The organism is Stenotrophomonas sp. 63632_Sma, assembly GCF_056482875.1.
Window position 1 is genome coordinate 2,239,110 of sequence record NZ_CM151220.1, and the last position, 14,504, is coordinate 2,253,613.

General features: G+C 66.5%; 14 protein-coding genes. 8 read left to right on the top strand and 6 right to left on the bottom strand.

All coding sequences use genetic code 11. The features are described from left to right. Positions 1 to 43: 43 nt before the first annotated feature. The 8 genes from ACZK45_RS10375 to ACZK45_RS10410 all read left to right on the top strand — a co-directional run bounded on the left by ACZK45_RS10375 (position 44) and on the right by ACZK45_RS10410 (position 8,346). Positions 44 to 1,090, top strand: coding sequence for a heme/hemin ABC transporter substrate-binding protein (locus tag ACZK45_RS10375; protein ID WP_478445801.1), 1,047 nt, complete (start codon positions 44 to 46; stop codon positions 1,088 to 1,090). Continuing rightward, a complete protein-coding gene (locus tag ACZK45_RS10380) occupies positions 1,087 to 2,130 on the top strand; it encodes a FecCD family ABC transporter permease (RefSeq protein WP_012511012.1) in 1,044 nt (347 codons plus the stop codon). The genes ACZK45_RS10375 and ACZK45_RS10380 overlap by 4 nt, the downstream gene beginning before the upstream one ends. Continuing rightward, a complete protein-coding gene (locus ACZK45_RS10385) occupies positions 2,127 to 2,888 on the top strand; it encodes a heme ABC transporter ATP-binding protein (RefSeq protein WP_006366865.1) in 762 nt (253 codons plus the stop codon). The genes ACZK45_RS10380 and ACZK45_RS10385 overlap by 4 nt, the downstream gene beginning before the upstream one ends. Before the next feature lie 107 nt (positions 2,889 to 2,995). Next, the gene (locus ACZK45_RS10390) at positions 2,996 to 3,619 is read left to right on the top strand and encodes a hypothetical protein (RefSeq protein ID WP_180837727.1); all 624 of its coding nucleotides are present in this window, start codon (positions 2,996 to 2,998) and stop codon (positions 3,617 to 3,619) included. 100 nt (positions 3,620 to 3,719) lie between these two features. Next, positions 3,720 to 4,478 carry a hypothetical protein gene (locus ACZK45_RS10395; protein WP_180837726.1) on the top strand — a complete coding sequence of 253 codons (759 nt, stop codon included), beginning with the start codon at positions 3,720 to 3,722 and terminating at the stop codon, positions 4,476 to 4,478. Positions 4,479 to 4,918: 440 nt separating this feature from the next. Further along, entirely contained in the window at positions 4,919 to 6,955 is a 2,037-nt protein-coding gene (gene fusA / locus ACZK45_RS10400; RefSeq protein ID WP_346484541.1) for an elongation factor G, read from the top strand. A 252-nt stretch (positions 6,956 to 7,207) separates the two neighbouring features. Then, positions 7,208 to 7,480 (top strand): hypothetical protein, encoded by a 273-nt coding sequence (locus ACZK45_RS10405; protein ID WP_005409616.1) that lies wholly within the window; start codon positions 7,208 to 7,210, stop codon positions 7,478 to 7,480. A 110-nt stretch (positions 7,481 to 7,590) separates the two neighbouring features. Next, positions 7,591 to 8,346, top strand: a complete 756-nt coding sequence (locus ACZK45_RS10410) for a SapC family protein (protein ID WP_459001196.1) — start codon at positions 7,591 to 7,593, stop codon at positions 8,344 to 8,346. Here ACZK45_RS10410 and ACZK45_RS10415 read toward each other — a convergent pair whose 3' ends face one another. From ACZK45_RS10415 to ACZK45_RS10440, 6 genes are all read right to left on the bottom strand, one after another. Then, the gene (locus ACZK45_RS10415) at positions 8,347 to 10,668 is read right to left on the bottom strand and encodes an ATP-binding protein (protein WP_478445802.1); all 2,322 of its coding nucleotides are present in this window, start codon (positions 10,666 to 10,668) and stop codon (positions 8,347 to 8,349) included. Then, positions 10,668 to 11,414, bottom strand: coding sequence for a LuxR C-terminal-related transcriptional regulator (locus ACZK45_RS10420; protein ID WP_260467336.1), 747 nt, complete (start codon positions 11,412 to 11,414; stop codon positions 10,668 to 10,670). The genes ACZK45_RS10415 and ACZK45_RS10420 overlap by 1 nt, the downstream gene beginning before the upstream one ends. Positions 11,415 to 11,564: 150 nt before the next feature. Continuing rightward, positions 11,565 to 12,098, bottom strand: a complete 534-nt coding sequence (locus ACZK45_RS10425) for a lipocalin family protein (RefSeq protein WP_478445803.1) — start codon at positions 12,096 to 12,098, stop codon at positions 11,565 to 11,567. Between the two features lie 8 nt (positions 12,099 to 12,106). Further along, entirely contained in the window at positions 12,107 to 13,180 is a 1,074-nt protein-coding gene (locus ACZK45_RS10430; protein WP_121503239.1) for an SAM-dependent methyltransferase, read from the bottom strand. Beyond that, positions 13,177 to 13,962, bottom strand: coding sequence for a DUF1295 domain-containing protein (locus tag ACZK45_RS10435; protein WP_478445804.1), 786 nt, complete (start codon positions 13,960 to 13,962; stop codon positions 13,177 to 13,179). Before ACZK45_RS10435 ends, ACZK45_RS10430 begins: the two co-directional genes overlap by 4 nt. Beyond that, positions 13,959 to 14,504: a DUF2878 domain-containing protein gene (locus tag ACZK45_RS10440; RefSeq protein ID WP_478445805.1), complete on the bottom strand. Its 546-nt coding sequence runs from the start codon at positions 14,502 to 14,504 to the stop codon at positions 13,959 to 13,961. The genes ACZK45_RS10435 and ACZK45_RS10440 overlap by 4 nt, the downstream gene beginning before the upstream one ends.

Consider the following 14,504-nt stretch of genomic DNA (forward strand, 5'->3'; position numbering starts at 1 on the left):
GCAGGGCGGCGTGCGCGTCGCCCTGCCAGCAAGGAGAACGAGCATGAACATCGCGTCCCGTCTGCGCCTGTGTGCGCTTCCGTTGGCTGTCTCGCTGGCACTGGCTGCCTGTGGCGGTTCATCGACGCCCTCGGACACTGGCAAGCTGGCTGAGCCTGCCGCCGCGACCGCGGCTGGCGAAGCCGCGTTGCCGGCTGGCTGGCAGCGCGTGGCCGGCACCGATATGCCGGCCGTGCGCGATCAGAAGGCCGTGCTGCCGGCCAAGGTGCATTCCGATGACGGCGCCGACGTCGAGGTGGCCGATACCAGCCGCATCATTGCCGGTGGTGACGACGTGATCGCGGTGATCGAGGCGCTGGGACTGGACAAGCAGGTGTTCGCCGCGCCGACCAATACCACCACCCAGGCTGGCCTGGCTGCCCCGCACCAGTTCCTGTTCAACCGCACCACGGGCGTGGAGGGCGTGCTGAGCCTGCAGGGCTCGCTGTTCCTCGGCAACAGCCTGCGCCGCCACACCGAGCTGGCGAAGAAACTGCGTGAGGTGGGCGAACCGGCGGTGGTCATCGATGACCTGCAGCCGGCACCGGACAAGGTGCGCAAGGTCGCCGCCGCACTAGGGCTGGCCGAGGCAGGGCAGGCACTTGCCACGCAGGTGCAGCGCCAGCTCGATGAGGCTGCAGCGATTGGCAAGGGCCTGGGCCATGCGCCACGACTGATCCACGTGTCGGCCACCGGCGCCGGTGGCTCACCCACCGTTGCGGGTGCCGACAGTGCGTCGGCGCAGCTGATCGCACTAGCTGGTGGTGTCAACATCGGCACCGAGGCGGGGGTGAAGAACTACTCGCAGCTCAGCAATGAGGGCGTAGTCGCTGCCGCACCGGAGGTGATCCTGGTGACCGAGCATGACCTGCAGCTGTTCGGCGGTGCCGAGGGCCTGTGGAAGGCGTACCCGACGCTGAAGCAGACCCCGGCCGGGCAGGCCAATCGGGTCTGGGTAATGCCGGATGTGCAGCTGAAGTACACCAGCGTGGGCTCCGGTGCCGGTGCGCTGGCGCTGGCCAAGGCCCTGGCGGCGTTGCCGAAGGCATGAGTCCGGCGGATCGGCGCCGCCGTCGCGGGCGGACGATGTTGCTGGTGGCGTTGCTGGCACTGCTGGGGGCAGTGCTGGCCTCGTTCGCCGTGGGTCCGTTGCGGCTGCCGCCGATGGAGGTGATGCAGGCGTTGGCGGTGAAGCTGGGTCTGCTCGATCCACAGGCGGTCAGCAGCCGCGACCTCGCCGTGGTCTGGCAGCTGCGTATTCCGCGTGCCCTGTTGGGCGCGATGGTCGGTGCGTCGCTGGCGATGGCCGGTGCCAGCCTGCAGGGCCTGTTCGGCAATCCGCTGGCCGATCCCGGCATTGTCGGTGTCAGCCAGGGTGCTGCGCTGGGTGCAGTCGCTGCCATTGTTCTCGGCGCTGCGGGCGCAGCCGGCTGGCTGGTGCCGGTGGCTGCATTCGCTGGTGGTGCACTGGCGATCGGCCTGACCTACGCATTGGCCCGGCCCGGCAAGGGTACGGGCAACGCCACGCTGCTGCTGGTCGGTATCGCGATGGCCGCGTTCTGCTCGGCGTTGATCGGTTTCCTCACATATATCGCCAGCGAAAGCGAGCTGCAGTCGCTGGTGTTCTGGCAGATGGGCTCGCTGGCGCGCGCCAACTGGGCCGATGTGGCGGCCGTGGTGCCGTTGTTCGCCATCGGTGTGTTCGCGCTGCAGCGATTGGCTACGCCGCTGGACATGCTGGCGCTGGGCGAACGCCAGGCACAGCACCTCGGGCTGGATGTCACCCGCACGCGTCGCCGCCTGGTGGCGTTCAGTGCGCTGCTGGTGGGCGCAGCGGTGGCGTTTGCTGGTTCGATCAGTTTCGTCGGCCTGGTGGTGCCGCACGTGGCGCGCCTGCTGGTCGGCCCTGGTCATCGCTGGTTGCTGCCGTTGTCCGGCCTGCTGGGTGCACTGCTGATCGTGGTGGCCGACACCGCCGCGCGCACATTGGATCCGCCGGCGGAGATTCCGCTGGGCCTGTTCTCGGCTGCGCTGGGCGCGCCGTTCTTCCTGTGGCTGGTGCTGCAGCAGCGCCGCAAGGCCGCACCATGAGCGTGTTGTTGAAGCTGCACGAAGTGGTGGTGCGCCGCCAGCAGCGCGAGATCCTGCACGGCATTTCGCTGGCGTTTGAACCGGGTACGGTCACCGCACTGGTTGGCCCGAATGGCGCGGGCAAGTCCACGTTGCTGGCTGTGGCGGCAGGTGACCTGCGTGCCGACGCTGGCGAAGTAAGCCTACTCGGCAAGCCGTTGGCCGGTTACAAGGCCGGGCCGCTGGCACGCGAGCGCGCGGTGATGCCGCAGGAGCATGGCGTGCGCTTCGCCTTCAGTGTGGAAGAAGTGGTGGCGATGGGCCGGCTTCCGCATCCGCCGGATCCAGCCGTGGATGACGCCCAGGTGGAAGCGGCAATCGATGCCGCTGAACTGCAGGCGCTGCGCCTGCGCGAGGTGCAGCAGCTGTCGGGCGGTGAATCGGCACGGACCACGTTCGCGCGCGTGTTGGCGCAGGACACGCCGCTGCTGCTGCTGGATGAGCCGACCGCAGCGCTGGATCTGCGTCACCAGGAACGCACGCTGCGCAGTGTGCGCGCCTGTGCCGAAGCAGGTGCTTGCGTGATCGTGGTGCTGCACGACCTGAATCTGGCCGCTGGCTATGCCGACCGCATCGTGCTGCTGGAGCAGGGCAGGGTGGCGGCAGACGGTACGCCGCTGCAGGTGCTGACCGAAGATAATCTGCAGCGGGTCTACCAGCAGGATGTGGTGGTGTTGGAGCACCCAAGGCGTGGGGTGCCACTGGTGGTGGTCACGTGACTGTGTGAGGGCGTCGCGCTGGGCGCTTCTGACCGCGGCATCAGGCCCCTCAATGGCGCGGCGGCAGCGGATCCCGTATGCTCCGCCGGAACCAGGGGGCAAGCACGATGAAAGGGATTTCGTGGGTGGTCGCGGCAGCGCTCGCGACGGTGCTGGGTGGGTGCGCGACGCTGAAGGCACGACCGGATGTTCCACTGGCCGCGGACGAGGGCTACGTGGTGATGTCGGTGAACTGCGCCACCAGCAACATCAGGCTGATCACGATCTTTGCCAGCGGCACGCGGTCGACGTCGCCGTTGGCTGACCTGCGCGGCGAATTCGAGTTCGGCTGCAGGGCCGGTCTGGCCGCCATCCGCGCCAAGGCCGGGCGCCACTATGTCGGCTACCTGACCGAACATGGTTATGGATACGTCGGGGCGGTGCCCGAAGACGAAGCGCTGACTTTCGACGTGCGCGCAGGCGAAACGACCTACATCGGTGAGGTTGTGGTGTCTGGACTGTTCGACCGCCTGCACTCAAGGCCGACCTGGATCTCGGTACGCGATCGCGAAGCGGAGTCGTTACGGCTGTTGCAGCAGACGCAGCCCTGGCTGCTGGAACGCCATCCCTTCCACACCCGGCTGGCGACACCAGCGCCGGGCGCGCCGAGCGCCGAAGTGCTCGCCGAGCAGTTCCGCAGCTGCACGCCGGCGTGCGACAGCATCCTGGCCCTGCCGCTGTTCATCCGCTGAGGAGGTTTCCAATAAAGTGGATCTGCATGTGCTGACTGATGGGTCGCGCCATCCGGACGCTGTATCATTCGGCGCCAGTTACATTCAATGGACTGATTCAATGTTGCCCTCCGCTTCAGGTGTTTCGCGGACGTTGCTGATCGCATCGGCCTTTTTCTCTGCATTTGCCGCCAATGCGGCGTCGACATCTTCAGTTTCGCTGACCCACGCGGCCGAGAACGCCTCGCTGATCGAGACCCTGCATTCCAGTAGCGACGGCGCTGCAGTGACATCGATGAAGACGCAGTACTTCGCCAACGAGGAAATGTCGGTGAGCTGGGACGACCAGCAGGTGCTGGTGCTGTGCAGTGAAGCGGCGTACCTGCAGATTCCTGCCGCCAAGCTCAAGGCCGGAGCGTTGACCTCCGAGCAGCGGCAGATGATCGTCTATCAGGCACTGATGTCAGGCCTTGGGGTTGTCGCGGGCGTCGTCGGGCCGGCAGGCGAGGTGGTGGCCGTGGCTGATGACGGTAGCGAGACTCGCAGCGTTGGCGAAAACAGGTGGGCGTATGGCGTCGAGCGCTACGACGTCATCACCCAGCGGCTCCCGGATGGTGCGCTTCGGGTACGAACCCGCAAGACGGAAACCGTGAATACCACGCCGCCGGCCGGTCCGGACGACATGCTCAGCACCGAAGACGACCAGGCGGCACGCCTGTCCGAATTGGCGCCGGTCGGCAGCTGGACCGAGGTGGTTGTCCATGAGGGGCCGCGGCTGCCACATGTGGATCCGGCGATGTCGTTGAAGGGCTGGATCTCGATGGGGGACGACCAGGCTGCGACGGTGGGTGAGGCGCGCAAGCTGCACGACTGCAAGTAAAGCAGGGCAGGGGTCAGAGCCCTCTGCCGCCGCAAAGTGATCCGACCCCGATGCCGGTCGGCCTCATCGTTCTATTTATGTGCGCAATATTCACTTGCGCGCCAGATTGGCAGGTCTAGAATGCGCCCCATGAACCGGATGCCGCTCCTGAAGTTTTTCACCCTGACCCGCGCAAGCGCGGAACGGGCGTGTCTGCCTGGAGCCCCACGAGGCCGTTGAGACGGCCATCGCTGGACCTTCGACAGAGCGCCCTCCGGGGCGCTCTTTTCGTTTCTGATTTCCCGCAAGTCGACCAACAGTCGACTCTACCCAGTCGACCCTACCCAGTACCCAAGGAGAACGTGCCATGCACCAGATCGCCGAGACCGAACGCTAGCCGCGCACCCTGTCGCCAACCGGGGCGCGCGGCCCCCGAAGTTGGCTTTGCAGGAACCTTTCTCATGAACACCCAAGTCCTTTCCCGTCGTCGCAATCTCGGCATCATTGCCCACATCGACGCCGGCAAGACCACGCTGACCGAACGCCTGCTGTGGAAAAGCGGCGAGATCCATCGCGTCGGCGAAGTGCACGATGGCAACGCAACCACCGATTTCTCGGCGATCGAACGCGAACGTGGCATCACCATCGGCGCTGCCGCCGTACAGGCGCAGTGGGCGCCACGCGACCTGCCGCCGCATCGGCTGACCCTGATCGACACTCCCGGCCACATCGACTTCGCCATTGAAGTTGAGCGTTCGCTGCGTGTGCTCGACGGCGCCGTGGCTGTGTTTTCGGCCGTGGATGGCGTGCAGCCGCAGTCGGAAACCGTGTGGCGCCAGGCGCGTCGCCATCGCGTGCCGCTGATCGCCTTCGTCAACAAGATGGATCGCGTCGGCGGCTCGTTCGAGCGCGTGCTGGAGCAGCTGCAGGACAAGCTGCAGGCGCGGCCGTGGGCGCTCGGTGTGCCACTGGGCAGCGAAAGCGACTTCAACGGCTGGGTCGACCTGGTCGATGAGCGCGTGCTGCACTGGCAGGATGGTGCCGTAACCACGGTGACCCCGTGGGACGACGCGGCGCGCACCCTGTGGCAGCCGCAGCGCGACGCACTGGTCGAGGCCGTGGCCGACCACGACGAACTGCTGGCTGATGCCTGGCTGGAAGGTCGCGCAATCGATGCGGAACTGCTGCGGGCGGCGATCCGGCGCGCGACGCTGGCCGGTGCAGGCGTGCCGGTGCTGGCCGGTGCCGCGTTCAAGGACAAGGGCATCGAGACGCTGCTGGATGCGGTGGTCGATTACCTGCCGTCACCGCTGGATCGGCCTGCCGTGACCGCCGAAAGCGAGAGCGGCGAGGTGGTGCTGCCGCCGGATCCGGACGGTCCGCTGGCCGGTCTGCTGTTCAAGATCACCCACCAGCAGCACGGTGCGCTGAGCTTCGTGCGGCTGTACTCGGGCACCTTGAAGGTCGGTGATGCCGTGGCCAGTTCGCAGCATCCGCAGGGTCGACGTGTCAGTCGCCTGGTGCGGGTGCAGGCCGACCAGACCCACGACATCGAACAGGCCGTGGCCGGTGACATCGTCGCGGTGCTGGGCTGGAAGGATGCGGTCAGTGGCGAAACGCTGAGCGGCCGTGCGCAGCCGCTACGCCTGGAGAACATCCAGGCACAGGCGCCGGTGCTGGCCTGGCGGCTGGAGCCGGCGCGTGCGGCCGACCTGATCCGGATGGCGCAGGGTCTGGCCAGCCTGGCCCAGGAAGATCCCTCGTTCCGCGTCGAAACCGATGGCGACACGGCGGAGACCCTGGTCTGGGGCATGGGCGAGCTGCACCTGGAGGTGATGGTCGAGCGCCTGCGCAGCGAATGGAAGGTCGAGGTGGGCGTAGGTTCGCCGCGCGTGGCCTACCAGGAGACACCGCTGCGTGCGATGGCCGGCGTGGTGGGGCGGCTGGTCAAGCAGACCGGTGGCCAGGGCCAGTTCGCGCATGTGGTGCTGGATGTATTGCCGCGCGAGGACGACCAGGTGGTGTTCAACGACCGCATCGTCGGTGGCGTGGTGCCGCGCAGCTTCATCGCGGCGGTGGAGAAGGGCGTGCGTGCCGCGCTGTCGGAAGGTCCGCAGGGCCATCCGGTGGTCGGTATCGAGGTCAGTCTTGTCGATGGCCAGACCCATGCCAAGGACTCGTCGGAGATGGCGTTCCACCGTGCCGGTGCCGAGGCGATCAAGGCGGCGCTGGTGGAGGGCGGTACGCAGCTGCTGGAGCCGGTGATGGCGGTGACGGTGCATTCGCCGTCGGCGTCGGTGGGTGATGTGGTTGGCGACCTCAACCGCCGCCATGGTCGCATTGCCCGCATCGACGACCAGGACGGTCGCGCCGAGGTCAGCGGCTTTGCGCCGCTGGCGCAGCTGGTGGGTTACACCACATCACTGCGTTCGCTCAGCCAGGGGCGGGCCAGCAGTGAGGCGCACCTGCATGGTTACGAGCCGGTACGCGCTGCATGAGGAAAGGTGAGGGAGCCCGTTCGCGGGCTCCCTTTTTTTGTCGTCGGGAACGCCCATCCACGCATGGCGTGGATCTACCGGGTGATCGGGTTGCAGGCCCTGCAGTAGATCCACGCCATGCGTGGATGAATTCGCATCGACACCGGGATAATGCACTGCATCGCAACAAAACTGCAGAAAAAGCTGGATTAAAGTGATGCCTCACGATAAATTGCGCACCCCCCGTTGCTCGCCGCCGCCCGCACCCCTCTCATGCGTGATGACAAAGACCCCGGAACCCTGGAGCTGACCCTGCCGCGAAAGCGCGGTCGTCCGCCCAAGTTCGGGTACGCAATGAGTGACGCGCAGCGCGCAGCACGCTACCGCGCGCGCCGGGCTGGGCAGGCCAACCACGCCGATGTGCGCTCCTGCTCGGACATGGTGCTGCTGGACAAGATCCGCGCTGCGGTGAGCGCGCGCGACACCGAGCTGGCCGGGTTCCTGGTCCACGTCCTCTGGCAGCGCTACCCCCTGCAGTTGAAATAGGCCGTCGGTGGGGTGGCCGTTGTCATCGAGCTTGTTGATAATGCGGGATTCAGGTTGTTCCCGCTGGCGCGCCCGGGATGGCAGGCGCGCATGATCGAACGGTTCCCAAGATGACGACCACCAGCGACACCACCACCGAAGCGGCGCCGAGCAGCGCCCCCCTGTTCTACACCCGTCCGGTGCCGCTGCAGGCCGATGTGCATGCCGATCTGCGCATCCTGCCGGGCAGGCTCGAGTTTGCCGCCGGCAACAACGCCATTCCGCTGGTGCTGGGCGAGTTCTCGCTGGCCCTGCACCACTTCCCGATCCTGTTCGCCGGCCCAACCGCCGTGCCGATGGCCGCCGTCGGCGTTTCCGACCAGAACCTGTTCATCAAGGACGGCCTGTGGGAAGACGAGGCCTATATCCCGGCCTACCTGCGTCGCCACCCCTTCATCTTCATCGACACCGGTGCAGACAACGACTTCCTGCTGGGCATCGACGAAGAGAGCGCGCGCGTGGTCAAGGGTGGTGAAGAAGGCCAGCCGCTGTTCGTCGATGGCAAGGCCACCGACATGGTGCAGCAGGCGTTGGAGTTCTGCGGCCAGTACACCCGCGAGCACGAACAGACCCAGGCCTTCTCCAAGGCGCTGATCGACAACGGCCTGCTGGTCGAGCGCAACGCCACCGTCCGCACTCCGGATGGCCGCGAGTTCAATCTCAACGGCTTCCTGGTGGTGGACGTCGAGAAGTTCGTGGCGCTGCCGGAAGCGACCGTGGTCGAGTGGCACCGCAGCGGCTGGCTGGCGCTGATCCACCAGCACCTGATGTCGCTGGGTCGCTTCAATGACCTTACCCGTCGCCAGGTCGAGCGCCTGGCGGCCTGATCAGGTCGATGGTGCGGCTTCCGCCCTGCGGGAGCCGTGCCACTGCTGCAATCCCCGCAGCAGTCGCCGCGCCTCGACCCAGTCAGGCGCGGCTTCATGCCCCAGTTCCCACAGGTCGGCCGCCGTGCCGGCCTGATCCGTTGCCCGGCACATCTGCAGCGTTCCCTGCAGCCGGTGTGCATGATGGAGCAGTGTCGAGGCATCGGCGTCCTGCACGGCCTGTTCAATCCTGGCCAGCTCATGGGCAATGTCCGCAGCGTAATCCGGCGCGGCGCGAGGGGTGTCATCGGGCGCAGTGCCGTGCGCCGAGGGCGGCAGGTCCAGCGCCTGCAGCAGGCTCGCAACCCGCAGCGGCTTGACCAGGATGGCGTCGAAGCCGGCCCTTCGGCAGCGTGCCGCGTGCCGGCGCCCCATGCGGGCGGACAGGGCAATCACTCGCAGAGGTGCCTGTGCCTGCGCACGCAGCTGCTGCGCCAGTGCATAGCCATCCGAGCCGCGAAGCCCGATATCCAGTACGACCGTGCCGCGCGGTCGTAGCGCTTGCTCGGCCAATGCGGCGTCGGCATCGGCAACCGCGCGTACGTCGGCGCCCAGCCGACGCAGTTGCTCTGCGACGACATGCCGGCTGAGTGCATGATCTTCGACAAGGAGCAGGTCGATGCCGGTCAGTGGCGACTGCTGCAGCGGCTCGATGGGCGGCTGATCGCCGTGAACGGCGCGGACCGGCAATCGCAGGGTGAAACGGCTGCCGCGCCCATGCACGCTGTGTGCGGTCAGGTTGCCGCCCATGGCAACGGCCAGTTCGTGCGCAATCGTCAGGCCCAGTCCGCTGCCGCCACGTCTCTGGCCATCCTCGTTCTGCTGGAATGGTCGGAACAGAAGCGCCAGTTGAGTGGGTGCGATGCCGATGCCGCTGTCGATCACATCCAGCAACAGCTCCCGGGGAGACAGGGCGGGTTGTAGTTGCAGGCGCACCTCGATACCGCCGACATCGGTGAATTTCAGTGCATTGCCCAGCAGGTTGTCGACAATCTGGCGCAGTCCATCAGCATCGAGCACAACCACCGGCGCTGGATCGGGCGCGCGATCCAACTGGAGTGACAGCCCTCTCCGCAGTGCCTCCGGCCGGATTGCTTCCAGTGCACGGGCACAGAGTTGGCCGACGTCGCAGGGCGTGGGATGCGGCCTGAAGCTGCCGCTGGCAAGGCGCGAGAACGCCAGCGAGCGATCGAGCAGCCTGCGCAGCGAGTGGCCGGCGGCAAGGGCAGCCGCGAGCAGTTCACGCTGCCCCTTGGGCAGGTGTGACTGGCTCAGCAGGTCGATCGAAGCCAGTACTGTCTGCGCGGAATTGCGCACTTCATGGCTGATCATTCCCGCCGCGCGCCCGAGGCGTTGTTCCGCGCGGCCGATTCGCCAGCGTAACGCCTGCCAGAGCACGGGCAGGCCGATGAGTGCCGCGGCCAGACACAGCAACCAGAGCAGGAGCGGGGAACGCACACGATCCAGTGCGCTCTCGATGGATGTGGGCAGCATCTGCTGCGCCCACAACTCCAGCAGGCCTGCGTGCTCTTCGAGGGTGATGGCGCGCAGCGCCTGATCGATGCGCGCCAGCAGCTGCTGGTCCTCCCGGCGGACAAGCAGGTGCAGATCGGTGGAAAATTCGCTGTCGAACGGGTGCAATTGCAGGCTTCCCGTGAAGTGCTGCCGGATCATCGAGTGCAGCGTTGCTTCCAGGCCGATCGCAGCATCGGCGTTGCCGCTTTCAACAGCGGCCAGGGCCGCATGGCGGTCGGGGAGATGCAGGAGGCGGATCCGGGGGTGGTGGATCGTCAGCCAGTCGGCATAGGGGCCGCCGTCAACCACGGCCAGCAGCTGCGCCCTCACGCCGGTAATGTCACGGGGCGGGTGCTCGCCTTTACGCACAGCCAATACCGTCTTGCCGCCATGGAAGGCGCCGGAGGCCCTCAGGTCGGGACAGGGAAGCGGGTGATGCGAGGGGCTGCCCATGACCAGCACCAGGTCGGCCTCGTCCCGGCAGACGGCAGCGACCGCTGCGCTCGTGCTGGCGTAGGTGAGATCGCGGAAGCGCAGGCCGGAATGCCGAGCCACAAGCTTGGCATAGCCATGGGCGAGGGTGGGCAGTGCGCTTGAATCCGCCAGCGTTGGGGGGAGCGGTCGCAATGATGGCGCGGTGGCAACCCGCACTTCGCGGCCGGCGGACCATCTCCGCAACTGTGCATCCTCGGCCGATGCAGCCGGCAGCAGGATCAGGACCAGCAACAACGTGCACGACGTGCGTAGGCGGAGGCGAACGCACCCCATCACTGGAGCTCCAGCTGCTGCCGCAGTGCATAGATCTCCACGTCATTGCGCAACCCGAGCTTGCGCAGGGCCGCGACCTTCTGGGTACTGACCGTCTTGACGCTGCGGTGGCGGCGCAGCGCGATCTCCGAGACAGTCAGGCCGGCCAGGAGCAGGTCCAGCACTTCGCGTTCATTGCGGCTGAGTTCCTCGCGGCACGCCGGGAACAGGCAATCAGCAGGGAGGCGGCACAGCCCCTGCGAGATGCGCACGATGGCATCAGACAGCATCTCCAGGGGCTCGGACTTGCTGACTACGCCGGAGATGCCGCTCGCCAGCAGGTGGTCGATGCGGGTGGTTGGCGTCAGCGTGGCGAAGGCGAGCAGGGGGATATGTGGAAAACACTTGCGCAGCAGGGGAACCAGCTCATCACTGCTGCGGTCGCCAGGCGCCAGGGTGAGATCGATGATGGCGACATCGACTGCCAGCTGGCGGAGGCTGCCGATGAGCTCGTCGCTGCGGGTGTGGCTGGCGACAATGCTGAAGCGAACGTCGCGAGACAGGTGCAGGACGGTGCCGCGGCGGACGATTTCGTGATCGTCCAGGAGTGCCAGCCGCAGTCGGCGCGGTGCAGGATATCCATTCATGCGCAGGGAGGTGATCGGCGCCCGCAGGGCGTGGCGATCATTCTGGCGCCGCTGTCGCGTCGAGCATCGAACTTGTTGGAATTTTGCGATTATTCCTAAGAATCGATGCGTAAAGCCCATCAATTCAATGCCGCCGATTGATGAGGTGGATCGTCAGGCCCCAGTTACGCGCTTCGGGGTCGCGAAGCCGGCAGCCGGGTTCCATGTAGACATTGAGATTGATCAACCACTGATGCTTCAGGAAGATCCGCCCGGGGAGAAGGCTCCGCGTCATCTCACCGACTGCGGCACCCGCCTCAGCTTGTGGGTGTCGTAACCCATGGCCGCAATCCGCTCGACCGCTTGCTGGTAGTCACTGTCCGATACCTGCGGGGTGCGGGCCATGTACCAGACGTAATCGCGCTTGCTTCGTGCCACGATGGTCTGATGGTAGCTTTCATCGAGCCAGGCGATCACGTACTCAGCCTGGATCGGCCAGATGAACTGCATGCCCCAGATCGCGCCGTTGCCTTCCTTCTCGACACGGCCGACGGGGTGCATCGACTTCTGTGGCGCGTCGAAGCTGCCTTTGCGGTAAGTGAAGGTGGTCTGGATGCGTCCATCGGGGCGCAGGGCATAGCTCTCCACGGCGTCGAAGGCCTCGCGCTCAGGGCGCGACGGGATATGCGCGATTACGTACCAGTCGCCCATGAAGCGCGGTACATCCACCGACGGCGGACGCGGCAACGGGCGGGTTTCGCTGGAGCTGCAGCCGGAACCGAACAGGCCGACCGCGATCAGGGGGAGCAGCGGAAACATGCGCATCGGGCACCTCAGCGGGGTCGGAACAGATAGTGGGCCACCAGCCACTGCTGGCCGTCGTCGTAGCCGAACAGCTCGGCGCATGCCATCCAGAACATGCGCCAGCGCTGCCACCAGACCTTCGCTGCAGCCTGGCCATAGGTGGCGATCAATACCGGCATCACCCGCTCGCGGGCTGCATCCTGGTTGGCCAGCCAGTGGTCGGCCGTGCGCTGGTAATGGGTGCCGTCCAGCAACCACCGTTGCTCCAGGCGCAGGTCGCGCTGGAAATGCAGCAGTGTGTCGGCCGCCGGCATCAGTCCGCCGGTAAAGAAGTGGCGACCCATCCAGTTGTCGCCGCCGTCTGTCTCGAACGGATACATCAGTGTGCGATGGGCGAAGATGTGCACGAACAGTGCACCGTCCGGTTTCAGCCACCGTGCGATGCCTGCCAGCAGGCGCTGGTAGTTGCGTACGTGCTCGAACATCTCCACCGAGACACAGCGGTCGAACCGGGCCGTCGGCAGGTCAAGCTGGTTGACGTCGCGGGTCATCACCTCGACGTTGCCCAGGCCGCGCGCCTGGCACTGCGCCATGATGTACTGGCGTTGGCTGTGCGAGTTGGAGACGGCGGTGATATGCGCCTGCGGGTAACGTTCGGCCATCCACAGGGTCAATGAGCCCCAGCCGCAGCCCAGCTCAAGTATCTGCTGGCCATCGGCCAGTCCGGCGCGCTGGCCGTACAGTTCCAGCATGGCGTCCTCGGCCTGGTCCAGCGTTTCGCGCCCGGTGGCGTAGTAGCAGCTGCTGTACTTCAGCCGCTTGCCCAGGCAGGCCTGGAAGAATGCCGCGGGAACTTCGTAGTGCTGGCGGTTGGCCGCTTCGGTATGTAGCGCGAGTGGGCTGTCGGCCAGCTCGGTGATGCGCTGGCTGAAGCGTGCCGATTGGCCTTCGATGCCGCCTTCGCTTTCCTCATGCAGGCGTTGCGCGCACAAGCGGCGGATGCCCGCACGCAGCGCCGCATCGGGCACCAGCCCACGTTCGGCCCAGGCGATCAGCCCGGTTTCCGCATCTTCGGCCGGATTCAGTGACGGGATCGCGCTCATGCGGAATGCTCCTTGGAAGAACGGGGGAACCAGGGAAAGAACATCGAGGTAGTGCGCTGGTAGGCGCGGTAGTCGTCGCCTCGGCTGCGCAGCGCTTGCTTTTCAGTGAAGGGAATGCCGCTGAGATAGCGCAGGAACACGTACATCAGCAGCGGGCCGGCCCAGGCCAGCCACCACAGTGGCGAGCCGACCGCGAGCAGGACATAGCTGAACCAGTGCAGCCACTCGAAGAAGTAGTTGGGGTGGCGGGAGTAGCGCCAGAGCCCCTCGCGGCAGGTGAGGCCCTTGTTCGCCGGGTCGGCGCGGAAGCGGGCCAACTGGCGGTCGGCCAGGCTCTCGCCGCCGACGCTCAGCAGCCAGACATGTGCGGCGGCCACGATCCACAACGTCATGCTTGTCTGCGGATTGGCCGCCACCGCGACGAAGGGCAGGGCGAACAGCACGACCAGCAGCGCCTGGGCCATGAAGAAGCCGAAGATCTTGCCTTGATGCCCTTGCCAGTGCTCGCGCAGATAACGGTAGCGGCCGTCTTCCTGTTCGTGGCGGACCCGGTGCCACAGGTGCAAGGCGAGTCGACTGCCCCACAGGCCACCGAGCACGCCGAGCGCCATCCGTGGCGCCGCCGCACCATCGCCGAGCCACGCCAGCAACAGGGCTGATGCGCCCACGCCCTTGGCCCAGAGCACATCGACCACGCCGATGTTGTCGTGGCGGCGCTGCCAGGCCCAACCCCAGCTCATCACAAGTACGGCATACAGCAGCACCCACAATAGATTGATCATGACGGTGCTCCTGCCAAGGGCGGCGGGAGGGTGCGGGAGCCGCGACGAGCGGCCATGCACAGCAGCGAAAGCGCGATGCTCCAGCCCACACCCAGCACCAGCAGGCCCTGCCACAGCGGCGCAGTGAAACGGACCGCCTCGAAACCGCGCGCTGCGGAGAGATACGCCAGCGGGGCCAGCAACAGGCCAAACAGGGCTGGCAGGGCAGGGTGGCGCAGCAGGAAGCGCATCGAAGTGGTCAGCGTCATCGCAAACGCGGCCCACAACGCCATGATCCAAGGGGGCGGAGTCCAGCCCAACGGGGCAGCAGCGTAGCGCACGGCGCCGCTGGCGGCGGCACTGGCGTCGACCAGCCATGCGCAGGCCAGTGCCAACATCAACAGCCGCAGATCCAGCCGGGGGCGCGGTGAGGTCAGCAGCTGGCTGCCGATGTAGAGCGCAGCGGCCAGTAGCGCGGGCCACTGCCAGCCGCGGCCCGCGCCGGCCACGGCACACAGCCAGACCAGCTGGTTGCCGAGCAGATTGGCCCAGAAGCGATGCAT